Source organism: Pseudomonas sp. PS01301, from assembly GCF_029960215.1.
GTDB classification, from domain to species: Bacteria; Pseudomonadota; Gammaproteobacteria; order Pseudomonadales; family Pseudomonadaceae; genus Aquipseudomonas; species Aquipseudomonas coleopterorum.
Genome location: NZ_JASCPM010000018.1, coordinates 58,319 through 82,908 on the forward strand (window position 1 = coordinate 58,319; position 24,590 = coordinate 82,908).

24 protein-coding genes are annotated in these 24,590 nt (G+C 62.5%); 11 read left to right on the top strand and 13 right to left on the bottom strand.

Going from position 1 to position 24,590, the window contains the following annotated elements; all coding sequences use genetic code 11:
* Window positions 1-57 precede the first annotated feature (57 nt).
* A complete protein-coding gene (drt2, locus tag QMX89_RS11820) occupies window positions 58-1,335 on the bottom strand; it encodes an antiviral reverse transcriptase Drt2 (RefSeq protein ID WP_282348309.1) in 1,278 nt (425 codons plus the stop codon).
* A 611-nt stretch (window positions 1,336-1,946) separates the two neighbouring features.
* On the opposite strand from drt2, the gene QMX89_RS11825 reads away from it, so the two are divergent.
* Window positions 1,947-2,855, top strand: a complete 909-nt coding sequence (locus QMX89_RS11825) for a LysR family transcriptional regulator (RefSeq protein WP_090360497.1) — start codon at window positions 1,947-1,949, stop codon at window positions 2,853-2,855.
* Here QMX89_RS11825 and QMX89_RS11830 read toward each other — a convergent pair.
* The 9 genes from QMX89_RS11830 to rutR form a co-directional block, all read right to left on the bottom strand.
* Entirely contained in the window at window positions 2,841-3,617 is a 777-nt protein-coding gene (locus QMX89_RS11830; RefSeq protein WP_282348310.1) for a substrate-binding domain-containing protein, read from the bottom strand. The genes QMX89_RS11825 and QMX89_RS11830 overlap by 15 nt on opposite strands.
* Before the next feature lie 39 nt (window positions 3,618-3,656).
* Window positions 3,657-4,955 (bottom strand): MFS transporter, encoded by a 1,299-nt coding sequence (locus QMX89_RS11835; protein ID WP_282348311.1) that lies wholly within the window; start codon window positions 4,953-4,955, stop codon window positions 3,657-3,659.
* Between the two features lie 251 nt (window positions 4,956-5,206).
* The gene (locus tag QMX89_RS11840; protein WP_282348312.1) at window positions 5,207-5,968 is read right to left on the bottom strand and encodes an outer membrane protein OmpK; all 762 of its coding nucleotides are present in this window, start codon (window positions 5,966-5,968) and stop codon (window positions 5,207-5,209) included.
* A gap of 209 nt (window positions 5,969-6,177) precedes the next feature.
* Window positions 6,178-6,936 (bottom strand): SDR family NAD(P)-dependent oxidoreductase, encoded by a 759-nt coding sequence (locus QMX89_RS11845; RefSeq protein WP_282348313.1) that lies wholly within the window; start codon window positions 6,934-6,936, stop codon window positions 6,178-6,180.
* A gap of 43 nt (window positions 6,937-6,979) precedes the next feature.
* Window positions 6,980-7,906 carry an ABC transporter permease gene (locus QMX89_RS11850; protein WP_282348314.1) on the bottom strand — a complete coding sequence of 309 codons (927 nt, stop codon included), beginning with the start codon at window positions 7,904-7,906 and terminating at the stop codon, window positions 6,980-6,982.
* A complete protein-coding gene (locus tag QMX89_RS11855) occupies window positions 7,906-9,018 on the bottom strand; it encodes an ABC transporter permease (RefSeq protein WP_282348315.1) in 1,113 nt (370 codons plus the stop codon). The genes QMX89_RS11850 and QMX89_RS11855 overlap by 1 nt, the downstream gene beginning before the upstream one ends.
* A complete protein-coding gene (locus QMX89_RS11860) occupies window positions 9,011-10,525 on the bottom strand; it encodes an ABC transporter ATP-binding protein (protein WP_282348316.1) in 1,515 nt (504 codons plus the stop codon). The genes QMX89_RS11855 and QMX89_RS11860 overlap by 8 nt, the downstream gene beginning before the upstream one ends.
* Complete coding sequence (locus QMX89_RS11865; RefSeq protein ID WP_282348317.1) at window positions 10,522-11,613, bottom strand: BMP family ABC transporter substrate-binding protein; 1,092 nt, start codon at window positions 11,611-11,613, stop codon at window positions 10,522-10,524. Before QMX89_RS11865 ends, QMX89_RS11860 begins: the two co-directional genes overlap by 4 nt.
* Window positions 11,614-11,825: 212 nt before the next feature.
* Window positions 11,826-12,548, bottom strand: a complete 723-nt coding sequence (rutR, locus tag QMX89_RS11870; RefSeq protein ID WP_282348318.1) for an HTH-type transcriptional regulator RutR — start codon at window positions 12,546-12,548, stop codon at window positions 11,826-11,828.
* Window positions 12,549-12,827: 279 nt separating this feature from the next.
* On the opposite strand from rutR, the gene rutA reads away from it, so the two are divergent.
* The 5 genes from rutA to rutF are packed head-to-tail and all read left to right on the top strand — an operon-like array spanning window position 12,828 to window position 16,359.
* On the top strand, window positions 12,828-13,910 hold the full coding sequence (rutA, locus tag QMX89_RS11875; protein WP_282348319.1) for a pyrimidine utilization protein A: 1,083 nt from the start codon (window positions 12,828-12,830) through the stop codon (window positions 13,908-13,910).
* Complete coding sequence (rutB, locus tag QMX89_RS11880; protein ID WP_282348324.1) at window positions 13,910-14,650, top strand: pyrimidine utilization protein B; 741 nt, start codon at window positions 13,910-13,912, stop codon at window positions 14,648-14,650. The genes rutA and rutB overlap by 1 nt, the downstream gene beginning before the upstream one ends.
* 10 nt (window positions 14,651-14,660) lie before the next feature.
* Window positions 14,661-15,044 carry a pyrimidine utilization protein C gene (rutC, locus tag QMX89_RS11885; protein WP_049860884.1) on the top strand — a complete coding sequence of 128 codons (384 nt, stop codon included), beginning with the start codon at window positions 14,661-14,663 and terminating at the stop codon, window positions 15,042-15,044.
* Between the two features lie 20 nt (window positions 15,045-15,064).
* Window positions 15,065-15,847, top strand: a complete 783-nt coding sequence (gene rutD / locus QMX89_RS11890; RefSeq protein ID WP_282348321.1) for a pyrimidine utilization protein D — start codon at window positions 15,065-15,067, stop codon at window positions 15,845-15,847.
* On the top strand, window positions 15,844-16,359 hold the full coding sequence (gene rutF / locus QMX89_RS11895) for an NADH-dependent FMN reductase RutF (protein ID WP_056844034.1): 516 nt from the start codon (window positions 15,844-15,846) through the stop codon (window positions 16,357-16,359). The genes rutD and rutF overlap by 4 nt, the downstream gene beginning before the upstream one ends.
* A 9-nt stretch (window positions 16,360-16,368) precedes the next feature.
* Here the strand turns inward: rutF and QMX89_RS11900 are convergent, their stop codons facing one another.
* Window positions 16,369-17,022, bottom strand: a complete 654-nt coding sequence (locus tag QMX89_RS11900; RefSeq protein ID WP_282348322.1) for a YciC family protein — start codon at window positions 17,020-17,022, stop codon at window positions 16,369-16,371.
* A gap of 220 nt (window positions 17,023-17,242) precedes the next feature.
* Between QMX89_RS11900 and QMX89_RS11905 the strand changes: the two genes are divergently transcribed.
* The 5 genes from QMX89_RS11905 to QMX89_RS11925 all read left to right on the top strand — a co-directional run bounded on the left by QMX89_RS11905 (window position 17,243) and on the right by QMX89_RS11925 (window position 21,733).
* Window positions 17,243-17,962 carry a DUF2076 domain-containing protein gene (locus QMX89_RS11905; RefSeq protein WP_049860888.1) on the top strand — a complete coding sequence of 240 codons (720 nt, stop codon included), beginning with the start codon at window positions 17,243-17,245 and terminating at the stop codon, window positions 17,960-17,962.
* A 307-nt stretch (window positions 17,963-18,269) separates the two neighbouring features.
* Window positions 18,270-18,749, top strand: a complete 480-nt coding sequence (locus QMX89_RS11910) for an NYN domain-containing protein (RefSeq protein ID WP_043192734.1) — start codon at window positions 18,270-18,272, stop codon at window positions 18,747-18,749.
* Window positions 18,750-18,761: 12 nt separating this feature from the next.
* On the top strand, window positions 18,762-19,373 hold the full coding sequence (locus tag QMX89_RS11915; RefSeq protein WP_049860889.1) for a 3'-5' exonuclease: 612 nt from the start codon (window positions 18,762-18,764) through the stop codon (window positions 19,371-19,373).
* 86 nt (window positions 19,374-19,459) lie between these two features.
* Window positions 19,460-20,347, top strand: a complete 888-nt coding sequence (gene yedA, locus QMX89_RS11920) for a drug/metabolite exporter YedA (RefSeq protein ID WP_049860890.1) — start codon at window positions 19,460-19,462, stop codon at window positions 20,345-20,347.
* 51 nt (window positions 20,348-20,398) lie between these two features.
* Entirely contained in the window at window positions 20,399-21,733 is a 1,335-nt protein-coding gene (locus QMX89_RS11925) for a DEAD/DEAH box helicase (RefSeq protein ID WP_056844037.1), read from the top strand.
* A gap of 170 nt (window positions 21,734-21,903) precedes the next feature.
* On the opposite strand, the gene QMX89_RS11930 is transcribed toward QMX89_RS11925, so the two are convergent.
* Both QMX89_RS11930 and QMX89_RS11935 read right to left on the bottom strand, forming a co-directional pair.
* The gene (locus QMX89_RS11930; RefSeq protein WP_282348323.1) at window positions 21,904-23,130 is read right to left on the bottom strand and encodes a TIGR03862 family flavoprotein; all 1,227 of its coding nucleotides are present in this window, start codon (window positions 23,128-23,130) and stop codon (window positions 21,904-21,906) included.
* Window positions 23,131-23,468: 338 nt separating this feature from the next.
* Window positions 23,469-24,383, bottom strand: coding sequence for a lysine exporter LysO family protein (locus tag QMX89_RS11935; RefSeq protein WP_082223657.1), 915 nt, complete (start codon window positions 24,381-24,383; stop codon window positions 23,469-23,471).
* Window positions 24,384-24,590 lie beyond the last annotated feature (207 nt).

Consider the following 24,590-nt stretch of genomic DNA (forward strand, 5'->3'; position numbering starts at 1 on the left):
CACACACTTTTACGAATGAGGGGGGCTAACCTTGCTCGTAATATGTTTTGGAAGGCTCTAGGAGTCTATTTCTCGCTGAACCTTCTTCCAGTGGGCGCGCAGCTGCTGCCTGATGGTTTTAGAGTCCATGATTTTAGCTGCGCGGTAGCCATAGGTAATAAAATTTCGGCGCCCCAAATGGGTGTATCCTTTGTATATAGCACGTAAAAAAAGGCCTTTGTCCATTTCTCCTCTTCCACGTCGAAAAACGTTGATTCGATCTTTTGTTTTCTTTGCCAATCCCACCTTGGATTTCATTTTTCTGTAGTATCGTGTTAAAGATGCAGGGCGAATGAAGCTACGCTCGCCATCAAACATAAAGCCAAGATATTGAATTGGTCTTTCCGTTCGTAGATTGCCAGTGGCATCTCTAGTGAACTGTTGTATGTCAGTTTTTTTGTGCTGAATATCAAGGAGCATCTTTTTGATCTCTGCTTCCACATGCTCTTGAATATCATCTTGCGCCTGTGTGGGGCAGATAATCATTATGTCATCACAATACCGGTAGTATACAGACTCCGTCTTTGAAAGAAAGAGGAGCATTGCTTTGTCAAAATCCAGCATGTATATGTTGGATAAAATCGCGCTAATAGGTGATCCCTGGGGGATGCCATATTTCTCATTGTTAGAGACTATCAAATTTTTATCTCTGATAAATGATCTAAACTCTACTGCGCTACAGAGCCTTTTATTAGTGACCTTGGGGTTATGTAGGGAAATGCCTAGGGCTTTGAAAGCATCAGATCTACTTACAGACGAATATTTCGTGATGGCTCTGAATACGGCATAGTGGTCAGCGGGCAGATTGGAAACGCCTAGCACTTCTTTCCATGAGCTTTTAAGAAGTTGGTGATTCAGTTTGTCGAAGAATTTCTCAATGTCAAAGCATAAAACACTGCTTTCTTCGCGAGCTCTTATTTCTTGGAAGGCATTGTGCGCGTGGTGAATGTTGCTCTGTCCGTCCAGAGACCGGAAAGCGAGCACGGAAGTATGAAGGCCATGCTTTTTAATCTTTTCCTCATACATTGAGGACAAGATTGAGGCATAGTACGCATAGATGTTGGAGTCCATGTGAGCGGCATAGGATATAGGTCGAATCTTTTCCACGATCTCAAAAAACCGAGGTAGTGGATGATATTTGATTTTTTTCGTTATAGTAGCGTTACGAATAAAAGGATAGAACGAATGGGAACTGACCTTGACCGGGTTGGAGACGTATTGAGCGGCAGCCCGCGAACCAACAGGGCGATCGAAATGCAGATAGTGGCGAGCCTTATACCAGCGATTTTCTTCCATGATTTCCTATCAAGCCAACCAGTGAGACTCGGATGGCGGCAGTCCTGAGCGCCTCACTGGCTAATCTTAAATGTTCCCCACATTATCCACTCATGTACGTATGTAAGTTACATAAGCTAGGCCGCAACTGCTAGGGATGACGTATAGTGTCAGTATCACTGTTTGTATAACGCTTGGAGGTGCTCAATGAAGAGGTTCCGTGCATCATTGCTCAGTCTGCTGGCCGCTTACTTGGCGAACCATTACGGACTTGACAATCTGTGATTCACCTTGTGGCCAAGTGCCACAAGCTTTCTGAAATTATCACGCATGGAAGCCAGATTCAAATTTTTTTGATTGGTGAGGTATGAAATTCACGTTCGCCCTTTCCGATGCGACAGATAGCGTGCCTTACGTCCATGCCGACACCCGGGACCTTGTAGTAGCCTGAAGATACGCCGGTGGCCGAACCAACAGCCAGAGTAAAACGCTAGTTCTTTGGTAGATATCAAAAGCGAGGTGGACTGCTTCAAGACTGCACCGACGTGTGCTGGCAGTAACAAACCCTGGCTGCATCCCCCCTCGCCAACCTACCATCGGCGCACGTACCGGCTTGAAGCGATGACATCACCGTGAGCATCAACTTTGATTTGAATGATCTGCAGGCTTTTCGGGCAGTGGTCGAGCAGGGCAGTTTTCGGCGGGCGGCGGAGGCGATTCGCCTCACCCAGTCGGCGCTGAGTCGTCGCATCGAAAAGCTCGAGGGGGCGTTGGGCGTGAAGCTGTTCGAGCGGACCACGCGGCGTGTGTCGCTGACCAACCAGGGCCGGGCGTTTCTGCCGCAGGTGGAACGGTTGCTCGATGATCTCGATCTGGCGTTATTGAGCATCGGCGAGCCGGGGGCGTTGCGCGGCGGCACGCTGGTCATTGCCTGCGTGCCGTCGGCGGCGTATTACTTCATGCCCCATGCGATCCGCAGCTTTCGTGGCCGCTATCCCAAGGTAAAGGTCAGGTTGATCGACGTTTCGGCCCATGAGGTCAGTGCGGCGGTATCATCGGGCGAGGCGGATTTCGGTGTCAGCTTCGGCGGCAATCTGGCGCCGGACATCGAGTTCAGTACCTTGATGGATGAGCGCTATGTCATCGCCTGCCGCAAGGACCACCCGCTGGCCGAGCTGGAAGTGGTGACGTGGGCGCAGGCTTACGAGCATGACTACATCACCCTGGATCGATCATCCGGCAATCGCCTGGTGCTGGACCGGGCCATGCCGGGCCTGACGTTCGCCAGGCCGAGCCTGTGCGAGGCGCGGCACGTGACGACGGTGCTGGGGCTGGTCGAAGCCGGGCTGGGGGTGGCGGCGGTGCCGTCGATCGCCATGCCGCCGGCCTCCCATCCCATTCTGGCGAGTGTGCCGTTAATCGAGCCGCAGGTGCAGAGGCACCTGGGGCTGCTCAAGCGTCGTGGCCGCACCCTGACCCCGGCGGCGCTGGAAATGGAAGGCCTGATCCGAGCCTTGCCGGGTACTTTAGCGCGGCACTGAATCCAGACCCGTGGCGCGTACGGCATCCTGTACCTTGGGCGACGCCAGGTAGTCCAGCAACTGCTTGGCTTCGGTCGGATGCGCAGCATTTTTTGGGATGCCCGCGGCATAGCGGGTCACCGACTGCACGTCTTCCGGGATCTTGCCGACGAAGGTGATGCCGGGAATCGGCAGCAGTTCGGCCACTTGCTGGAAGCCCAGCTGGTAGTCGCCCTTGGCAACCACGGAAGCCACGGGAATGCGCTCGATCATCGTGCTCTTGGACGCCAGTTGATCCTCAATGCCCAGCTTCTTGTACAGCTGTTTCTCGATGTAGACGCCGCTGGCGCTGTCGGAATAAGCCACCGACTTCGCCGCCAGCAGGGTCTGCTTGAGTTCGGCGTCGGTGCCGATGGCAGGTTTCGCTGCGCCGGCCTTGACCGCCAGGCCGATCCGGGAATCGGCCAGCTCGACGCGTGAGCCGGGATCGACTTTGCCTTGCTTGATCAGCTCATCCAGCGCGTAGCCCACCATGATCACGACGTCCGCCTGCTCGCCACGTTCCAGGCGGTTGGGGATGGCTTCCTGGGCCTTGCCCATGGACGGGCCGAGCACGGTATTCAGGGTGTTGCCGGTGTCTTTGGTGTAGCCGGGAGCCAGGCTTTTGTAGGCAGCGGTGAAGCCACCGGAGGTCATCACTGTGAGCTCTTGCGCCTGCGCCAGGGGGCTCAAGACGAAGGCCGCCAGGGCCAGTGCGGGCAGGGATTTGAAGGGCAGTTTCATGGTGTTTCCTTTTTCAGACGTTTCAGACGTTTCAGGCGTTCAGGCGATGACGGGGGACTTGACTGCAAGTCGGCGGTACAAAACTAACGTGGCCACGAACGCGCAGAGGGCTGCAAAGATCATCCAGTAAGCCGGTGCAGCCTTGTCGCCGCTGACGTGGATAAGCCAGGTGGAGATTGCGGGTGTGAAGCCGCCGAACACGGCGGTGGCCAGGCTATAGGCCAGGGAGAAGCCGGCTACCCGCACCTCGACCGGCATGATCTCGGTAAGCGCCGGAATCATCGCGCCGTTGTACAGGCCGTACAGAAAGGAGAACCACAACAGGACTTCGAGCATGTGGCCGAACGTCGGCGCCTGGGCAAGGAAGGACAGGGCGGGATAGGCCGTGATCGCGGTCACCAGCGACATGGTCGCCAACAGTGGCTTGCGGCCGAAGCGGTCACTCAAGGCGCCACCGACAGGTAGCCAGAAGAAGTTCGAGACGCCGACCAGCAAGGTCACGATCAGCGCATCGCTGGTGCTCAGCTGCAATACGGTCTTGCCGAAAGTCGGCGCGTAGATGGTGATCATGTAAAAGGCCGTGGTGGTCATGGCCACCATCAGCATGCCGAGTACGACCAGCCCGGCGTTGGCGTACAGCGTGGCGAAGACCGCTTTCATCGAAGGTCGACGTACGCGACTGGAAAACTCGGCGGTCTCTTCCAGGCTGCGACGCAGGAAGAAGATGAACGGCACGATCAGGCAGCCGATGGCGAACGGAATGCGCCAGCCCCATTCGGCCACCTGGGCCGGGGCCAGCCATTGGTTGAGGCCGTAGCCCAGCCCGGCTGCAACGACGATCGCCACCTGCTGGCTTGCCGATTGCCAACTGGCGTAGAAGCCTTTGTGCCCAGGCGTCGCCATTTCGGACAGGTACACCGAAACACCACCCAGTTCCGCGCCTGCGGAAAACCCCTGCAGCAGCCGCCCCAACAACACCAGGGCAGGTGCCCACAGACCAATCGTGGCGTAACCGGGAACCAGCACGATGAGCAGGGTGCCGCTGGCCATGATGGCCAACGTGACGATCAGACCTTTGCGGCGGCCCACGTCATCGATGTACGCCCCCAGCAATACCGCACCCAGCGGACGCATGAGAAACCCCGCGCCGAATACGGCGAAGGTCATCATCAGGGAGGCAAATTCGTTCGAGGCGGGGAAGAAAACGCCCGCAATCTGCGTGGCATAGAAACCGAAGAGGAAGAAGTCGAACTGTTCGAGGAAATTTCCAGAGGTCACCCGGAAGACCATTCCGGCTTTCGACCCTGTCCGATCGGACGGGCGCGATATCTGATGCATTGTTGTTCTCCAGCGCTTTTTTGAGATTATTTGTAACCGCTCGTTACGCAATATTCTCGGGTAAACCGGTCTCCAGGTTAATCGTTGATTTCGCATGGATTGATGCATGAACGCGATCAATACGGGATTTGATTTTGTATCGGTAGGGTGCGGGCCACTGTCGCGAAGGGGGAAATCACAGTGGCCCGTCAAGCTTCGAAATCCAGCCCAGCCCGCCCGGTGGGCGTGCTTGGCGAGCAAACCTGCTCGATCTAGAACTGATACTTCACCAACAAACTCGCCGTGTCCTGGTCGGTGGTGAAAGAGCCGTCATCCTTGATGCCGTATTTGTCGGACCAGTAATCGTATTCCACACCCACATACAGATGCTTGGCTTCGTAGCCCAGGCTTTTGCCCAGGTCATACTTGATCTGCGGGTTGAAGTGCAGGTTGGCGTGGTAGTCGGACTGGTTGTTGCCATGGCCGCTCTTGTTGTTCACCACCCAGTCGATGAAACCGTCGATCAACAGGTTCGAGTTGCCCAACGGCAAGGTGTAGGACCAGGCCGGGGTGATCTGCCAGGCGCCGGAAGGCACGCGGTTGCCGTCGGGTTTGCGGTAGTAGAAATTCAGCTGGAAATAGTCGAAGCCTGGAATGTCCAGGTCGAAGCCCGGACCTATCAGGTAGGCATCCACGTCGTCATCGCCGAACTCGTAGGTGGTGGCGAGCAGCACGTCTTTCACCGGTCCGAATGAGAGGTCCTGGCCCAGCAACTTGCCGGCGCTGAAGCGTGGGCTGAATTCGCCGTAGAGGCTGTAATGGCCATTGCCGGATCGCGCGCCGTTGTACCAGGTGTTGTCGACGAAGGCGAACAGGTCGCCCCACGTCCAGGCGCTGGCATGTTCGACGGTGACGGTTTGCTGTATCGCCGGATCGACCTTGTAATTCTTGCCGTACAGGTAGGTCAGACTTTCTCCGTGCCAAAGCAATGGCCCTTCAGCATGAGCACTGCCAGCGCCCAGCAGACCCAACATGCACAGTGATGCTCCCCAAGCGTTTTTCATGTTTTACCCATCAATCAATGTGGTGTTTATGGCGCACCGGCATTGGTCCGACAGATGTCGTGGACCGGGCGTCGAAGTTGTGGGCAGACAACCGAGTTGGCTTCCCGACCCCGTGCGGGGCGCGGGCTTGTTGCGCTGGCGTCTTGCTGGCCGAAACGGGCCGGACGACGCTTCTTGTTTCAGTCGCGATCGATCGCGAACGGTCCCCAGGCCTGACGCACGGGGACCATTTCCAGGCGATTGATGTTGATGTGGGCGGGCAGGGTGGCGACGTGGAAAATCTGTTCGGCGATATCTTCCGCGGTCAGTGGCGTGGTGCCCTGGTAGACCTGGCCGGCGGCCTGCTGGTCGCCCTGGGTGCGCACCAGGGTGAACTCGGTTTCGGCGATACCGGGCGCCAGGTCGGTGACCCGTACACCGGTGCTCAGCAGGTCGCAGCGCAGGTTGTAGGAAAACTGTTTGACGAAGGCCTTGCTCGCGCCATAGACGTGGCTGCCGGGGTAGGGGCACTCACCGGCAATCGAGCCGATGTTGATGATGCTGGCCCCGGCGCCGGTTTCCAGCAGTGCTGGCAGCACCGCGTGGGTCACGTTGACCAGGCCGGTCACGTTGGTGTCGATCATGGTGTGCCAGTCAGCCAGGTTGGCCTGTTGCGCCGGTACCGGGGCCAAGGCCAGGCCGGCGTTGTTGATCAGCGCCGTCACCCGCTGGAAGGCTGGGGGCAAACTGGCGACGACGGCCGCGACCGCTGTGGCATCACGCACATCCAGCGCGGCGACGTGCACCGGTACCTGCGCGCCCAGTTCATCCAGCAGGGCATGCAGGCGCTCCAGGCGCCGCCCGGTGAGAATCAGCGACCAGCCGGCCTGGGCAAAACGACGGGCCGTGGCCCGCCCGAAACCGGACGTCGCACCGGTGATGAAAACAGTACCGCTCATGTGGAAACCTCGACAGCTCAAAAATCGACCGTTCAAAAATCGCTCAGCGTCGCTCTTCGCGAACATAGGGTTCACCCAGCGCGCCCGGTTGGCTGGCATCTGCGCGCTTGCTGGCAGCGACCCAGACCATGACCGCCAGGGTCACGGCGTAGGGCGTCATCAGCATGAAATACTGCGGCAGTTGCACACCGGCGGCGGCCAGTTGCGGAATCAGTGCCTCGATACCGCCGAACAGCAGGGCACCGGCGAACGCGCGCCAAGGTGACCAGCGCGCGAAGATCACCAGGGCAATGGCGATCCAGCCACGGCCGCCGGTCATGTCGGCGATCCACATCTTGGTGCTGAGCACGGCAATGAATCCGCCCGCCAGCCCCATCAGTGCGCTGCCGGCCAGAATCGCGGCGAGCCGATAGCGCAGCACCGGCAGGCCGGCGGCATCGGCGGCCTGGGGGTTCTCGCCCACGGCGCGCAGTTTCAGCCCGGTGCGGGTGCGGTTGAGAAACCAGACCACGGCAAAAAAGATCACCACGGTGAGGAACACCATCGGGTTCTGCCTGAACAGGCCTCCCACCACTGGCAATTCGCTCAGCGGCCACAGCTCGACGGCCGTAAGTCCGCTGACCGGGCGATTGGTCCAGCCCAGCAGGGTGCCCAGCAAGCCGGTCAGGCCCTGACAGAAAAACACCAGGGCCAGCCCGGCAATGACCTGGTTGATGCGCAGCACCAGCACCATCAGCGCGAACAGCAGCGAGACCACGCTGGCGGCCGCCATGGCCGCGAGCAAGGACAGCCCCGGCAGGCCCAGGGCCAGTTGCATGCCGATCCCGGCCAGGGCGCCCACCAGCATCATGCCTTCGGCGCCCAGCGCCAGCACGCCGGCACGCTCGATGATGATCAAACCCAGCGCGGCGAGGGCGAAGGGCACGGCGAATTCGGGAACGCTGCTCAGCCAGTAAGTCACCAGATCCATCACTGTTCTCCCGCCTGGATGCGCCGCAAACGGTGCCGTATGAAGAAGTCCGAAGAGGCCACGCAGATCACCAGGATGGCCTGGATCAACTGCACCATCGAAAAGGGGATCTGGTAGAACACCTGCAGGTTGCGCCCGGCGACGAACAGCATCGCCACCAGCAAGGCGACGATGGCGGCAGCGAACGGGTTGTTGCGCGCCAGAAACGCGATGAGAATTCCCGAGAAACCATAGCCTTGGTAGAACGACTGGGTCAGTCGACCTTCCTGGCCTGCGCTGACGATGAAGCCCGCGACACCGGCCAGGGCGCCGGACAGCAGCACGGTGCCGAGGATCATCCGCCGTACCGGCACCCCGACGGCGTTGGCCACGCGCGGGTTGGCATCGACGAAGCGCAGGTACAGGCCGGCTCGCGATACGCTGATGAACCACACGGCCAGGGCCATGATGACCACAGCGATGACGATCGCCACGTTGTAGCCGGCGAACAGGTCGGGCAGCCGTTCGAACGGACGGAAGGCGGGCGAGTAGGGGAAGTTGTCCCGTGGGTCTTTCCAGCTGCCGTAGAGCAGGTGCAGCAGGAAGTTGGCGGCGATGTAGTTGAGCATCAAGGTCGAAATCACTTCGTTGACCTTCAGGCGCAATTTGAGCAGGACTGGTGCCAGGGTCCAGAGCATCGCGCAGACGATGGCCGAGGCCATCATCAACGGCAGGCGCAGGGCCTCGGGGCCGATCTGGAAGATCGAGATGGCCGCCGCACCGATCCCGCCCCAGATCATCTGGCCTTCCAGGCCCAGGTTCCAGAAGCGTGCGCGAAACGCCAGGCAGCCGGCCATGCCGACCAGAATCATCGGCGCCGCCTGGAACAGCACGGCCTTGAAGTTGCCGGCATCGAGCAGCGTCTGGCCGACGAACTCTTCCAGCAGTTGGTCGGCCGGCACGCCCGCCGCCACCAGAATGGCCGTGCTCAGGGCCAGGCCGACGAGCACCGCCAGGCCGATCACCAGCGCCTGGCCACCCCAGCCCATCTGCTGGCGCAGCTCCAGGGTGTAGCGTCGGCCGAGCAGAGGTTGGCGTGGGGTCTTGAGCAGGGGGTGGGAGAGTTCAGTCATGGCTCACCATCGCTTTGCCAATGGCCTGGCGGTCGGCCGGGCAGTCGAATTCGGCGACGATGCGGCCGCCATTCATCACGCCGATGCGATCGGCCAGGGCCAGCACTTCGTCCAGGTCTTCACTGATCACCAGTACCGCCGCCCCGGCATCGCGCGCGGCCCGCAGGCGTGCGTGCACCGCCTGGGTGGCGCGCACGTCCAGGCCTCGGCTGGGGCTGTGCACCAGAATCAGCTGTGGATTGCGGCTGAATTCCCGTGCGATCACCAGCTTCTGGGCATTGCCGCCGGACAGCAGTGCAGCTTTCTGCTGCAGCGAGCGCACACCCTGGACATCGAAATCGGCCACCGCCTGGGCGGCGTCTTCCAGCAACTGTTGGCCGCGCAGGCGCAGGAAAGAGCCGTAACGGCCATCGTGCAACTGGCCGATGGCGAAGTTCTCGGCCACCGACAGCGAGCCGGCCAGCGCCGCCCCATATCGATCGGCGGGGATGGCGGCGATACGCAAGGTTCGGCGTTGTTGGGCGCTGGCCGTGCGCAGGTCGCCAAAGGACGCCAGGTGGATATCGCCCTCGGTCGGTTGTTCGAGGCCCATCAGGGCATTGGCCAATTCGCCCTGGCCGTTGCCACCGACCCCGGCGATGCCATAGATCTGTCCGGCGTGGAGTGTCATGTCCACGCCCTTCAGGCCGCCGGTGCCGGCCACGCTGGTGAGATTGCGGACCCGCAGCAACGGCTCGCCCGGCGCTGCCGGCAGGGTCGGGCTGAGCGCTGCCGATTCGCCGACGGTGAGGCGCACCAGCTCCTCGACGCTGACCCCCTGCGGGTCGAGGGTTTTGATCGTGCGGCCGCCGCGCATGACCGTCACCCGGTCGGCGTAGCGTTTCACATCGGCCATCTTGTGGGTGACCAGCACCACCGCGGCGCCCTGGCGGGCGAAGGACTGCACCGTGCTCAACAGGCGCTCGGCCTCCTGGTCGGTGAGCACCGCAGTGGGCTCATCGAGAATCAGGATCCGCGCGCCCGCCAGCAGCACCTTGAGAATTTCCACGCGCTGCTGCTCGGCCACCGACAGGGTTTCCACCACCTGGCGCGGATCGAGGACAAAGCCCAGCTCCTCGGCCTTGCGGGCGATGGTCTGCTCAAGCGCGGCCAGCCGCTTGCGGTAGCTGCCTTCTCCCGGTTGCTCGGGCAGGCCGAGCAGGATGTTCTGCGCCACGGTGAAGGGGCGCACCAGCTTGAAATGCTGGTGAACCATGCCGATGCGATAGCGGCTGGCATCCTTGGGACTGTGCAGGCGCACGCTGTTGTCGTCGATCAGCACGCTGCCGGTTTCCGGTGCGTAGAGGCCGGCGACAATGTTCATCAGCGACGATTTGCCAGCGCCGTTCTCGCCGAGCAGGGCATGCACCTCGCCCCAGCGGGCGCTGAAGTCAGCTTCGCTCAGCGCCTTGAAGCCGTCGAACGACTTGCTGATACCGGTGAGTTGGAGCGCGTTGGCCTGGCTCATTTCTGGGTCATCACGCCTTTGACGAACCAGTCCATTTTCCACAGATCCGGATCGCTCATGACCTGGCCTGGGGCGAGCCGCTGCTGGCCATCACGGTCAGCCATGGGCCCGGTATAGAGCGTTTTGGTGCCGGCCAGCAGCTCGGCCCGCGCCGCGTCGATCCTGGCTCGGTTCTCGGGGCTGATCACGGCGTCCTGGGTCAGGCTGATGTCGGTGCCGCCCTGCTGCATCGACAGCAGGGCGCCATTGGCCTGGGGAACCCAGTTGCCGGCCATGATCTTCTTCACCTCAGGGGTGAGGAAACGGTCCCACACCCACATCGACGAGCACACGGTGGCCTTGGGCGCGAACTCGCTCAGGTCCCGGTGATGACCGGTACCATGAATGCCCCGCTCCTGGGCGACGATCTGCGGTGTTGGGCTGTCGACGTGCTGGCCGATCACGTCGACACCGTTGTCGATCAGCGCCATGGTGGCAGCGCGTTCCTTGACCGGGTCGTTCCAAGCGCCGGTGTAGATGACCGTGACCGTGGCCGCAGGATTGATTTGCTGCGCGCCCAGTTCATACGCGTTGATGGTCCAGTTGACCTGGCCGAAGGGGTTGGCGGCCACGAAGCCCAGCTTGCCCGACTTCGACGCCGCACCAGCCGCCATGCCGCACAGGTACTGGCTTTCGTAGGTACGGCCGTAGAAGGATTCGAGGTTCGCGGCGTTGGTGGTGCCCGAACCGTTGAGGAAGGCCACGTCGGGGTATTTCTTCGCCAACGCCAGGAAGGTGTCGGAATAACCGAACGCGGTGCCGATGATGATGTTGGCGCCGCGAGCGATCAGGCGATCGACCACCGGCGTGATGGCTGCGGCGTTTTCGGGAACGCTCTCGACGTACTGGATCTTCTGATCCAGGCTCTTTTCCAGCTTGATGCGGGCTTCGTCGAATGCCTGGGTCCAGCCGCCGTCGTTGCGCGGGCTGATGTACACCATGGCGATCTTGGCCGGGCCCTTGAGGGTCAGCCCCTCGGCGTAGGCAGCAGTGCCTGTCCCACAGGCCGAAGCGGCTAGCAAAATTCCCGGTAGCAGTGTCTTGATCATGAGGCGCCTTCCTGAAATGTGAGCATGGGGCAGCGGGATGCTGCCGTGGCCAGGAACCCGCCCTAAGCCGCCCGGAGCTCGAAAGCAGCATCCGTGCCATTTCAGAAAAGCGCTTTGATTACAGTGTATTGGGTTATTTTTGGGGCTTAATTCAGATCAATTGGTCCGAACTAGAGCACTTGGTTTGTGCGCTCGGCACGATTAGAGGGCATTCACACAGGTCTTGGCCGCACGCCATCGAGTATCAAACCGCGCAACCCCACCAGTACCTCTTCGAAAAATACCGGATCGTGCAGGGTCTTGCCGGTCACGGCCTCGACCTGGGTGCGGAAATCGGCGTAATGCTGGGTGGTTGCCCACAGCGAGAAGATGAAGTGGTGCGGGTTGATCGGTGCCAGTTGGCCTGTCGCGATCCAGTGTTCGATGACGGCCACTTTGGTGTCGACGGTTTCGCGCAAGGGCTGCTGCAGTTCGCTGAGCATCAGCGGCGCCCCCTGCATGATCTCCATGCAGAACAGACGCGACTCTGCCGCGTGATCCCGGGAAAGTTCGAGCTTGGCCTTGATGTAGGCGCCGATGGCCTCGACCGGATTTTTGTCGGCGGTGAAGTACTGCAAGGGGCTGAGCCAGACCTCCAGTAACTGCCTGAGCACGCTCAGGTAGAGATCGTCCTTGCTGGAAAAGTAGTACAGCAGGTTGGTCTTGGAGACGTCGGCCCGAGTGGCCACCTGGTCGAGGCTGCTGCCGTGCAGGCCATAGCGGGAGAACACATCCAGCGCGGCGCCCAGTATCGCGGTGCGTTTGCTTTCCATCAGCTGCAGCCGCCGCTTGAGTGCCGCCGCGCTCGGCTCGCGGGTGGCCTTGACCGCGGGCTTGGACTTGACGTTGCGCGTGCGCTTGGCACGGGGCTCGTTGGCGGGGGGATGCTCTTTCACGCGTCTGGAACCTGCGGCTGGAGGTAGGCGACCATGATAACGGGCGAATGTCCGCTGACGATACAGGCACGGGGACGTCGTGCATCGTTTTGCACCGCGACGCGAAAAATCGCACAAACCAAGTGCTCTACTTCGGACCGTTTGGTCCGACAAAGTTTGTAAATTGTCTGCAAACTGTTGAAAGTAAAGGATTAACCAAACATGGCCTGATCCCTGCTAAGTGACTTTCATGCGCAACCTGTCCGGTGCGTAACGATCATCACTCAGAAAGGGAACCACATGGATATCGGTGTTTTCACTCCTATTGGCAACAACGGCTGGCTGATTTCCGAAAACGCGCCGCAGTACCTGCCCACCTTCGAATTGAACAAGCAGATCGTGCAGAGGGCCGAGCACTACGGCTTCGACTTCGCGCTGTCGATGATCAAGTTGCGTGGCTTTGGCGGCAAGACGGAATTCTGGGAACACAACATGGAATCCTTCACGCTGATGGCCGGGCTTGCCGCCGTCACCAGCAAGATCCAGTTGTTCGCCACGGTCGCCACGCTGACCATCCCGCCTGCCATCACCGCACGCATGGCGGCGACCATCGATTCGATTTCCAACGGCCGCTTCGGGGTCAACCTGGTGACCGGCTGGCAGAAACCGGAGTACGAGCAGATGGGCCTGTGGCCCGGCGACGAATTCTTCGGCACCCGCTATCAGTACCTGGGCGAATACGCACAGGTCCTGCGCGACCTGTGGAGCACCGGGCGCAGCGACTTCAAGGGTGAACATTTCACCATGCAGGACTGCCGCGTCAGCCCGCGCCCACAGGCCGACATGAAGCTCATCTGCGCCGGCCAGAGCGAGGCGGGCATGGCCTTCTCGGCGCAGTACGCCGACTACAACTTCTGCTTCGGCAAAGGTGTGAACACCCCGACCGCGTTCGCGCCCACGGCCCAGGCGTTGCTCGAAGCCAACAAGAAGACCGGCCGCCACGTGACCTCCTGCGTGCTGTTCATGATCATCGCCGCCGACACCGACGAGGCCGCCCGCGCGCGTTGGGAGCACATCAAGGCCGGTGCCGATCAGGAAGCCATCGCCTGGCTGGGCGAGAAGGGCTCGGCAGACAAGGGCGCCAGCTCCAACCTGCGGCAGATGGCCGACCCCACCTCGGCGGTCAACATCAACATGGGCACCTTGGTCGGTTCCTGGGGCAGCGTGGCGCGCATGCTCGACGAAGTCGCCAGCGTGCCGGGTACCCAGGGTGTGATGCTGACGTTCGATGATTTCGTGCAAGGCATCGAAGACTTCGGCCGCAAGATCCAGCCGCTGATGAGCAGCCGCCAGCACGTAATGCCTACCTTGGAGGCCGTATGATGAATGTGCCCGTCAACGTCGCCGGTGTGTCCCTGCCGCAGGACTCGCACCCCGCCCGTGAACTTCCCGCCCGCCCCGAAGCCCTGCGCATGAAGGCCAGCGAAACCGCGCTGGTGGTGGTCGACATGCAGAACGCCTACGCCAGCCTGGGCGGCTATCTGGACCTGGCCGGCTTCGACGTATCGAGTACGGGCCCGGTGATCGCCGCCATCGAGAAAGCCCTCGTGGCGGCGCGCGCGGCAGGTATTCCGGTGATCTTCCTGCAGAACGGCTGGGACGCCGACTACGTCGAGGCGGGCGGGCCGGGCTCACCCAACTGGCACAAGTCCAATGCCCTGAAAACCATGCGCAAGCGCCCCGAGCTGCAAGGCCAGCTGCTGGCCAAGGGCGGGTGGGACTATGCGCTGGTCGACCCGCTCAAGCCCCAGCCCGGCGATATCGTGGTTCCGAAAACCCGCTACAGCGCGTTCTTCAACTCCACGTTCGACAGCACCCTGCGCGCTCGCGGCATCCGCAACCTGGTGTTCACCGGCATCGCCACCAACGTCTGCGTGGAGTCGACCCTGCGCGACGGTTTCCATCTGGAGTATTTCGGCGTGGTGCTGGCCGATGCCACTCACCAGGCCGGGCCGGCGTTCGCGCAGCAGGCAGCGCTGTTCAACATCGAAACCTTCTTCGGCTGGGTCTCCAGCGTCGACGACTTCTGCACCACCTTCGCCCCCGTGGGGGCTGTTTCCTGAGGACGCACAGATGAGCAAACGATCGATTATCCCTGCCGGCACCGGCAAGCCGCTGGCCCCCTTCGTTCCCGGTTCCATGGCCGATGGCGTGCTGTACGTCTCGGGGACGCTGCCATTCGACAAGGACAACAATGTGGTGCACGTGGGCGACGCGACGGCGCAGACCCGCCACGTGCTGGAGATCATCAAGGGCGTGGTCGAAGCGGCCGGCGGCACCCTGGATGACGTGACCTTCAACATGATCATGATCCGCGACTGGGCCGACTACGCCAAGGTCAACGAGGTGTACGCCGAGTACTTCGCCGGCGAGAAGCCTGCGCGCTATTGCATCCAGTGCGGTCTGGTCAAACCTGACGCGCTGATCGAAATCGCCAGCATTGCGCACATCGGCTGACACTCACTGCGGAGGTTTGCATGTACCACGCCATACACGGTCGGCAGGATGCCGACGCACCCACCCTGGTACTGAGTTCGGGGCTCGGCGGTTCAGCCGGGTTCTGGGCCGGCGATCTGGCGCTGCTCGGCGAGCAGTTTCGCGTCGTGACCTATGACCATGCCGGCACCGGACGCAGCCCTGCGCAATTGCCCGAGGGCTACAGCATCCAGCACATGGCCGAAGAGCTGCTGGGGCTGCTCGACGAACTCAATATCGAGCGATGCCATTTCATGGGCCACGCTCTGGGTGGCCTGGTGGGATTGGCGCTGGCCGCGCTGCAGCCCCAGCGCTTGAGCAGCCTGGCGTTGATCAATGCCTGGAGCAGCCCCAATCCGCACAGCGCGCGCTGTTTTGCCGTGCGCAAGAACCTGCTGCGTGACAGTGGCGCCGAGGCTTACGTACAGGCGCAGGCGTTGTTCCTGTACCCGGCCGATTGGATTGCCAGCAACGGCGCGCGCCTGGCCGCCGACGAGGCCCATGCGCTGGCGCATTTCCCCAGCCATGACAACCTGCTGCGGCGGATCAACGCGCTGGAAACCTTCGACATCGAGTCGCGCCTGGCGGGCATCGACACGCCTGCGCTGGTGATCGCCAACCGAGACGACATGCTGGTGCCGTGGCAGCGTTCCCGGCACCTGGCCGAGCACCTGCCCAACGCCAGATTGGTGGTGCTCGAATACGGCGGACACGCCTCGAGCGTCAGCGATCCACAACCCTTTCATCACGCCGTGCTGGACTACTTTCAAGGACTCTCACTATGAACGTGCCCCATTCGATTCCCGTCGAGCGCCAAGCCTTCCGCGATGCCATGGCAGGACTTGCCGCTGCGGTGAACGTCATCACCACCGACGGCCCCCACGGGCGGGCGGGATTCACGGCGACGGCGGTGTGCAGCGTGACCGATCAGCCGCCGACGCTGTTGGTGTGCATCAACCGCGCAGCCTCGGTCTACGAGTCTTTCACGGGCAACGGCATGGTATGCGTCAACACCCTGGGCAATGGCCAGCAAGCCCTGTCCAACGCCTTCGGCGGCAAGATTCCCCAGGAGGAGCGTTTCGCGGCGGGGCACTGGAGCCAGGGGATTACCGGTGCGCCGATTCTGGAGGGCGCCAAACTGTCCTTCGACTGCAGGATCACCAGCAGCACCAGTGTTGGCACCCACGACATACTCTTTTGCGAGGTGCTGGACATTCGCCAACAGGACGAGGCCGACGTGCTGGTCTATTTCGCTCGCCGCTACCACGAACTGGCGGGTACTCAAGCCAGCGTGTGAGCGGTGCGGTCAGTCCGGCTTGCCCATGAGCATGAACAAGCGAAACAGCACCACGGTGGGCAGCAGTTGCAGAAAGCTGTTGACGCTGTCGACCAGCAGGCGCACCGGCGTGGGCTGGGTATCGGCCCAGGCCATGGCACTCAGGCCGTCGAGCAGCCAGAGCGGGATCATGATCGCCAGCAGGGTGAACAGGATCGGCCAGAACTTGCCTTTGGTCAGGTCGAAGCTTTCGCGCATGGCCTGCAACGGGGTGGTATTGCGCAGTACCAGCAGGTATTCCGAGAACGACAGCTTGATCATCAGGTACAGCCCCGGTAGTACGAACAGCCACATGCCGAACATGATCAGCAGGGTGCTGATGGCCGCCATCAGGGCGAAGCGTGGCCACAGGTGCAGGGCCTTGCCCAACAGGTGCCGGCCCTGGGGCTCATAGCCGTCGGTGCGGGCATCGAGGAACAGGATCAGCGCAGCGGTGTACAACGGATAGAACAGCAGGCCCACGGCCACGTCGTACATCACCGAGGCGTCAGGACCGTTGACGCGTGCCACCAACTCGCGCGCCAGCGCTTCGCAGACCACCAGTGGCAGGCACAGGCGCAGGATCGCCCACAGGTTGATGCGGAAAAAATAGAACGAGTCGCGCAATACGATCAGCGGGTTCATGGGGCCGGGTCACAGGTCAAAAAGCAGGTCGACACTTTAGCCGATGGTGGCGTTTTTCAACACCCGGTCGGGGCGTCATGGAGCGTGAGGGTGGGCGCAGGTGAACAAAGTTTAATCGCGGCCGGTCATTGAAAGACGGGGCAGCAGCCCCATCATTGCAGCAGAACCGACGCATTGTGCGCCGGCCACCCCATTTTCCGGGCAATCGAACGAGGTCGCCATGAACACTGATGAACAAAGCCTGATCGACGGTCTGTTCACTCGCCTCCAGCAGGCCGAAAAGGAGGGCAGTGCGCGCGATGCGCAGGCCGACGAGCGCATCAAGGGCCACGTCTCCGCCCAGCCCGCCGCGCCCTATTACATGGCGCAGGCGATCCTGGTCCAGGAAGCGGCGATCAAGCGCCTGAGCGAGCAGAACCAGCAGTTGCAGACCGAGTTGCAACAGGCGCGTAGCCAGGCGGCCGCGCCAGCGCAGCAGGGCGGTGGTGGTTTCCTGTCGAGCATTTTCGGCGGCGGCAACCGCGACGTGCAGCAACCGGCGCGGGCCGTGCAACCTCAGGGCAACGGCTGGCGCGAACCGGCTCGTCAGGCGCCGGCGTACCAGCCGCCGCCACAGCAGAACTACGCCGCTCCAGGCGCTCAGGCGCCGGCGGGTGGCGGCTTCATGCGCGGCGCCCTGCAGACGGCTGCCGGTGTGGCCGGGGGCGTGATGCTGGCACAGGGCATCAGCAGCCTGTTTCACCACGACAACCCCCAGGAGATCGTCGAGGTGATCAAGGAAGAGCCGGCCCAGGCCAGCGACAGCGGCGGCTGGAACGACAGCGGTGACGCCCAGCAGGTGAGCAATGACAGCTGGAACGACCAGGGCGGCATGGCCGATGCCGGCTATGACAGCAGCGGCGACAGTGGCTTCTTTTCGGACGATGATGATTTTGTGTAAGGCCTGAGGGCCTCTTCGCGGGCAGAGGGCTCGTCGACCTGCCTTTACATTGTTCGGTGGAGCTCATGGCCCCTTCGCGGGCAGAGCCCGCTCCCACAGGGTGGTGCGCGATCCTGTGGGAGCGGGTCTCTGCCCGCGAAGAAGCCGGCACAGTCACCCCCCTCACACATGGCACCACCACTGTGGGAGCGGGTCTCTGCCCGCGAAGAGGCCGGCACTGACACCCCATTCCCACCCCCATCCTCGCCCCAACACTGGCATACTGGCTCTCCAGAAGCTCAGGCGCCCAGCGCGACGAGGAAGTGCGGTGAAGAAGATCGCGGTGTTCGCCGATGTACAGAACCTTTACTACACCGTGCGCCAGGCCTACGGCTGTCACTTCAACTACGCCGCACTGTGGGCCGACATCGGCCAGCGCGGACAGATCGTCGAGGCCTATGCCTACGCCATCGACCGTGGCGACAGCAAGCAGCAGCAGTTTCAGCAGATCCTGCGCAACCTCGGCTTTACGGTCAAACTCAAGCCCTACATCCAGCGCAGCGACGGCTCGGCCAAAGGCGACTGGGATGTGGGCATCACCATCGATATCATGGACGCCGCCGATCACGTCGACGAGATCGTGCTTGCCTCGGGCGACGGTGATTTCGACCTGCTGCTCGACCGCATCATCGGCAAGCATGGCGTCGAGGCCGTGGCCTATGGCGTGCCAGGTCTGACCGCCAACTCGCTGATCCGCGCCGCCACCCGCTACGTACCCATCGAAGGTGCGTTGCTGCTGAAGAATTGAGGTTTCACCGCTTTGGAACGCATTGCTGTCATCGACTTCGAAACCACCGGCATCTCGCCGAACATGGGTTGCCGCGCCACGGAAATCGCCGTGGTCATGCTCGAACGCGGCGAAATCGTCGGACGCTATCAGAGCCTGATGAACGCCGGCCTGCCCGTGCCCGGCTTCGTTGCCAGCCTGACTGGCATCACCACGGCCATGGTGCGCAAGGCGCCGCCTGCGGCCGAGGTAATGGCCGAAGTCGCCGAGTTCGTCGGCAGCACGCCGTTGTTGGCGCACAACGCCTCCTTCGACCAGAAGTTCTGGGATCACGAGCTCAGCCTGCTGCGTCGCGAGCGGGTGCAGAGCTTTGCCTGCTCGATGCTGATGGCTCGGCGCCTGTTCCCCGGCGCGCCGAATCACAAGCTGGGCACCTTGACCCAATGGGCGAGGCTGCCGCATACCGGCCAGGCTCACCGGGCCATGGCCGATGCCGAGATGGCGGCCAACCTGACCCAGCACCTGGCGCGCGAGTTGCGCGAGCGGCACGGGCTGGCCGAGGTGTCCCACGGGCTGTTCTGCACGCTGCAGAAAGTGCCGATGGCGAAGATGCGCGAGGTGTTGCAGAAGCATCGCTTGGGGTAGGGCTGGAGGGCCTCTTCGCGGGCAGAGGGCTCGCCGCCCGGTTCCCACCAGGAAAGAACAAAAACACACCATGGACGACCTTTGAAATGCCTGCTCAAGCCCGCTTTCCCCTGTTGCTCATCGGCGCCTTCCTGGCCCTGTATTTCGTCTGGGGTTCGACCTACCTGTTCATTCGTATCGGCGTCGAGTCGTGGCCGCCGTTGCTGATGGCCGGGGTGCGCTTTCTCATCGCCGGGACGATTCTCTATGCCTTCCTGCGCCTGCGTGGCGCGCCCAACCCGACCTGGCCACAGTGGCGCGCGGCCGGGTGCGTGGGGATCCTGTTACTCAGTTGCGGCAACGGCGGCGTGACGGTCGCCGAACATGCGGGCGTGTCGTCCGGGGTGGCGGCGCTGGCCGTGGCCACCGTGCCGCTGTTCACCCTGTTCTTCGGCCTGTTCCGGGGGCAGCGCAACACCCGCCTGGAGTGGGCGGGGATCGTCCTCGGGCTGGTCGGGATCGGCCTGCTCAACCTGGGTTCCAATCTGCAGGCCAGCCCACTGGGCGCGGCGCTGCTGATCTTCGCCGCGGCCGCCTGGGCCTTCGGCTCGGTCTGGAGCCGGAGTCTGCCATTGCCCCAGGGCGCGATGGCCGCGGCGACGGAAATGCTCATCGGCGGCGCGGTGCTGCTGCTGGGCAGTCTGATCTCGGGCGAGCGCATGCAGCAATGGCCCACCGCCGCCGGCTGGGGCGCGCTGGCCTACCTGGTGTGCTTCGGTTCGATCCTGGCCTTCAGTGCCTACATGTACCTGCTCAAGCACGTGCGCCCGGCGGCGGCCACCAGCTATGCCTACGTCAACCCGGCAGTGGCCGTGTTGCTGGGCATCCTGTTCGCCGGCGAGCACATCGGCGTCGAGGAATGCGTGGCCATGGCGGTGATCATCGGCGCGGTGGTGTTGATCGGCGTGCCGCAATGGCGCAAGGCGAAAGCCTAGCCAACAAGGTAAACTGCCGGCCATTGCGAAACATCTTCTGACGGTAGACCCATGACATTCGCCACCCTTGGCCTGATCGAACCCCTGCAACGCGCCCTTGAAACGCTTGGCTACCAGACGCCGACCCCGGTGCAGGCCCAAGCCATTCCTGCGGTGCTGGCCGGTCGCGACCTGATGGCCGCGGCCCAGACCGGCACCGGCAAGACCGCCGGTTTTGCCTTGCCGTTGCTGCAGTTGCTGGCCATGGAAGGCCCCAAGGTGGCGAGCAACTCGGTCCGCGCCCTGGTGCTGTGCCCCACGCGCGAGCTGGCCGAGCAGGTTCACGCCAATATCGTCGAGTACGGCGAGCACCTGCCGCTGAGCACCTATGCGGTGTACGGCGGGGTCAGCATCAACCCGCAGATGATGAAGCTGCGCAAGGGCGTCGACCTGTTGGTCGCAACGCCGGGGCGCCTGCTCGATCTGTATCGACAGAACGCGATCAAGTTCTCCCAGCTGCAGACCCTGGTGCTGGACGAAGCCGACCGCATGCTCGACCTGGGCTTTTCCGAGGAGCTGCGGGATATCTATGCAGCCCTGCCGAAGAAGCGCCAGACCTTACTGTTCTCGGCGACCTTTTCCGATTCCATCCGCCTGCTGGCCGGGCAGATGCTCAACGACCCGCTGAGCATCGAAGTCAGCCCGCGCAACGTGGCCGCCAGCTCGGTGCAGCAGTGGATCGTGCCGGTGGACAAGAAGCGCAAGGCGGAGCTGTTCTGCCATCTTCTGAAGAAGCAGCGCTGGAAGCAGGTGCTGGTGTTCGCCAAGACCCGCAACGGCGTGGACGCGCTGGTCGAGAAGCTGCAGGGTCTGGGCATCAACGCCGACGGCATCCACGGCGACAAGCCTCAGGCCACGCGCCAGCGTGCACTGGATCGTTTCAAGGCTTCGGAGGTACAGATCCTGGTGGCCACCGATGTCGCCGCGCGCGGCCTGGACATCGACGATCTGCCGCTGGTGGTCAACTTCGACCTGCCGATCGTAGCCGAAGACTACATTCACCGCATCGGCCGTACCGGCCGGGCGGGGGCGACGGGGGAGGCGATCTCCCTGGTCTGCGCCGACGAGGTGCAGTTGCTGTCGGCCATCGAGATGCTGACCCGGCAGACGTTGAAGCGCGTCGACGAACCGGACTTCGTGCCCGATCACCGGGTGCCTGACACCGATGCCAGCGGCCAGGTGGTGAAGAAGCCGAAAAAACCGAAGAAGCCCAAGGTCAGTGGTAGCAAGAAGAACCTGGGCAAGTGGGTCGATAGCGGTGATTCGCCGGTGGATGCGACCCCTGTGGTCAAACCGGTGCGCAAGGTGCCGGTGTTCAATACGGGACCGCGCAAGCGCAAGCCTTGAGCTGTGTGGGGGGCTTGAGGGCCTCTTCGCGGGCAGAGGGCTCTCACATTGTGTGGTGTGACTGAGGGCCTCTTCGCGGGCAGAGCCCGCTCCCACATGTTCAACTGCACCCTGTGGGAGCGGGGCGGGCGGCGAGCCCTCTGCCCGCGAAGGGGCCCGAGAGGCAAACATCACTCCCGAGCCAACCACTCCAGAACGCCATCCGCCGCCCGCCGCCCGCTGGCGAAACAGGCCGTCAGCAGATAGCCACCGGTTGGCGCTTCCCAATCCAGCATTTCACCCGCACAGAACGTACCCGGCACCTCGGTAAGCATCAGCTGCCGATTCAGCCCCTGCAGGTCCACACCCCCCGCCGTACTGATCGCCTCATCCAGCGGCCTGGCGCGCACCAGCGTCAAGGGCAGGGACTTGATCGCCAAGGTCAGTGCATCGAGGTCGGCGAAGGTCTGCGCATCAGTCAGTTCACGCAGCAGGCCGGCCTTGACCCCCTCCAGGCCCAGTTGCCCCTGAAGATGCCGGGCCATGGACTTGGATCCCCGCGGTTTGTGCAACGCCGCACGGACTTTATCCACAGGTCGATCCGGCTGCAGGTCGAGGTGCAGGGTCGCTTTTCCCGTGCGGTTGATCGCATCGCGAATCCCGGCGGACAGTGCATACACCAAGCTGCCTTCCACACCGGTTTCAGTCAGCACGAACTCGCCAGTGCGCAACGGTTCGCCCGCCAGCCCCAAGGCGACGTTCTTCAGCGGTGCCCCGGCGAATTTTTCCCGCAACAGCGCGCTCCAGCCCGGCACCTCGAAGCCGCAGTTGGAGGGTTGCAGCGGCTTGATCGGTACACCGCGCCCTTGCAGCCAAGGCACCCAGGCGCCGTCGGAACCCAGCCGCGCCCAACTGGCGCCGCCCAACGCCAGCACCGTGGCCGCCGGGCGCACCGCCGATTCGCCGTGCGGATGCTCGATACTCAAGCTGCCGTCGTCGTTCCACCCCAGCCAGCGGTGCCGGGTGTGGATAACCACACCGGCCTCGCGCAGGCGCTTGAGCCAGGCACGCAGCAGCGGTGCGGCCTTCATGTCGGTCGGAAACACCCGTCCGGAGGTACCGACGAAGGTCTGGATGCCCAGGCCATGAATCCATTCGCGCAGCCGTGGGCCATCGAACGGAGCCAGCCATTCTCCCACCGCCTGCGCGCGTTCGGCGTAGCGAGCGACGAAGGCGGGCTGGGGCTCGGAATGGGTGATGTTCATGCCACCGACGCCAGCGAGCAGGAATTTGCGGCCCACCGAGGGCATGCCGTCGTAGACGTCGACGGCCACGCCAGCCAGGCTCAGCACTTCGGCGGCCATCAGGCCCGCCGGGCCGCCGCCGATCACGGCAACGCGAGGGGAAGAAGAGTGCATGGAAACGGATCGACAGAGAAAGAAGGCGAATTCTACACCCCCCGTTCCGCTCCTGTATTCACACGCACTGCTGATCAAAATTTGATCGGCGCTCTGAAACCCTTGCCGTATGCGGCGTGTGGCTTGTTTTGCGCAGGTTATCCACATGCGGTTGCACAGCGGATGTGAGTAACTCGCGCAGTCTGTGCAAAACCGGCCTGCAAAGCTGATCAAAAAATGATCGCATCGCGCAAGCCCCCGGCTACGTGGGCCGTTAGCCGCTTATGCGCAGATTATCCACAGGCGGTTGCACAGCCAATGTGTGTAACTTATCCACTGGCTGTCGCGATGTGCATAACTCATACGGTGAGGAAAAACACCATCAGCAAGGGCCCGATCACGGTCAGCAGAAAACCGCTGACCAGCGCTACGGGCAGCAATTCGGGCGGGCACTTCTGCTTGACGATCGGCAGGGTCGAATCCAGCGACGTGGCGCCGCCCGCGGCGATGCATTGCAAGGGTCGCCGGGCACCCAGGCTGTACAGCAGACCGATGGCCAGGATCTCGCGAAACAGGTCGGTCAACAGGGCCATGGCACCGAACGCTTCACCGGCATGGTGGCCCACCATCACTCCGGACAGGGTGAACCAGCCGAAGCCACTGGACAGCGCGAGGGAGATGGCCAACGGCTGGCCGGTGGCCCAGGCCGCCAGCAGGCCGCCGAGCAGCGAACCGATCACCACCATGGCGGGAATCTTCAAGGTGCGCAGCGAGTACCACGACGGGTCGGGCCTGACTCCGTAAAGGTCCAGCCCGACCAGCACGATCAGTACATAGAGGAAGTAGCTGGTCGAAGGCCAGCCAAACCCCGAGCCGTCGGCCGCGCCCCACAGGTGATACATGCCAACGCCCAAAGCCAGGGCCAGCAGGGCGATCAGGCATTCCTTGAGCGGCGGGACAATGCCGGCCAACCCCTGGCGGTCCGACGTCGGGCGTGGCACCACGGCACTGGCGCCTCGAGAGAGCAACAACCACGGCACCGCAGTCGTCAGCAGAGCGAAGACCAGCGCGGTGAGCGCCGATTCACGCGCCGAGTTCAGGGCGCCCAGGACGTTACCGAATTCGTAGCCGATCGAGAACAGCAGCAGCCAGATGAACGGGGTGATCAGCTTCACCAGCCGATGGCGCAGCTCGGGGCTGATGAAGATTGCCAACACCCAGCCGCCGGCCAACGCCAGCAGGATGGGCAGGAGTGAAGCCACTATCGAAAGCATTGTCGCAAGCCTTGTGCAGGAGATCCATGGAGTGCCGTGTGTGCCGAAGGCGGGCATTATTCCAGATGCGCGACCCGTCTGGCTGGGCTTTTTCCATGTCGCGGCACCTGGGCCAGGGCCCGGTGCCGCCGGCTGCTATTGGGCCTGCAGCCACCGCTCAGTTGTCGGTCTGGATACGCCCGATCACGGCGCCAGCTTCGAAGTAGT

Bases quoted from the DNA above. Each gene is read 5' to 3' on its own strand.
- drt2 (WP_282348309.1), bottom strand. From the start codon at position 1,335: ATGGAAGAAAATCGCTGGTATAAGGCTCGCCACTATCTGCATTTCGAT.
- QMX89_RS11830 (WP_282348310.1), bottom strand. From the start codon at position 3,617: ATGAAACTGCCCTTCAAATCCCTGCCCGCACTGGCCCTGGCGGCCTTC.
- QMX89_RS11835 (WP_282348311.1), bottom strand. From the start codon at position 4,955: ATGCATCAGATATCGCGCCCGTCCGATCGGACAGGGTCGAAAGCCGGA.
- QMX89_RS11840 (WP_282348312.1), bottom strand. From the start codon at position 5,968: ATGTTGGGTCTGCTGGGCGCTGGCAGTGCTCATGCTGAAGGGCCATTG.
- QMX89_RS11845 (WP_282348313.1), bottom strand. From the start codon at position 6,936: ATGAGCGGTACTGTTTTCATCACCGGTGCGACGTCCGGTTTCGGGCGG.
- QMX89_RS11850 (WP_282348314.1), bottom strand. From the start codon at position 7,906: ATGGATCTGGTGACTTACTGGCTGAGCAGCGTTCCCGAATTCGCCGTG.
- QMX89_RS11855 (WP_282348315.1), bottom strand. From the start codon at position 9,018: ATGACTGAACTCTCCCACCCCCTGCTCAAGACCCCACGCCAACCTCTG.
- QMX89_RS11860 (WP_282348316.1), bottom strand. From the start codon at position 10,525: ATGAGCCAGGCCAACGCGCTCCAACTCACCGGTATCAGCAAGTCGTTC.
- QMX89_RS11865 (WP_282348317.1), bottom strand. From the start codon at position 11,613: ATGATCAAGACACTGCTACCGGGAATTTTGCTAGCCGCTTCGGCCTGT.
- rutA (WP_282348319.1), top strand. From the start codon at position 12,828: ATGGATATCGGTGTTTTCACTCCTATTGGCAACAACGGCTGGCTGATT.
- rutB (WP_282348324.1), top strand. From the start codon at position 13,910: ATGAATGTGCCCGTCAACGTCGCCGGTGTGTCCCTGCCGCAGGACTCG.
- rutC (WP_049860884.1), top strand. From the start codon at position 14,661: ATGAGCAAACGATCGATTATCCCTGCCGGCACCGGCAAGCCGCTGGCC.
- rutD (WP_282348321.1), top strand. From the start codon at position 15,065: ATGTACCACGCCATACACGGTCGGCAGGATGCCGACGCACCCACCCTG.
- rutF (WP_056844034.1), top strand. From the start codon at position 15,844: ATGAACGTGCCCCATTCGATTCCCGTCGAGCGCCAAGCCTTCCGCGAT.
- QMX89_RS11900 (WP_282348322.1), bottom strand. From the start codon at position 17,022: ATGAACCCGCTGATCGTATTGCGCGACTCGTTCTATTTTTTCCGCATC.
- QMX89_RS11905 (WP_049860888.1), top strand. From the start codon at position 17,243: ATGAACACTGATGAACAAAGCCTGATCGACGGTCTGTTCACTCGCCTC.
- yedA (WP_049860890.1), top strand. From the start codon at position 19,460: ATGCCTGCTCAAGCCCGCTTTCCCCTGTTGCTCATCGGCGCCTTCCTG.
- QMX89_RS11925 (WP_056844037.1), top strand. From the start codon at position 20,399: ATGACATTCGCCACCCTTGGCCTGATCGAACCCCTGCAACGCGCCCTT.
- QMX89_RS11930 (WP_282348323.1), bottom strand. From the start codon at position 23,130: ATGCACTCTTCTTCCCCTCGCGTTGCCGTGATCGGCGGCGGCCCGGCG.
- QMX89_RS11935 (WP_082223657.1), bottom strand. From the start codon at position 24,383: ATGCTTTCGATAGTGGCTTCACTCCTGCCCATCCTGCTGGCGTTGGCC.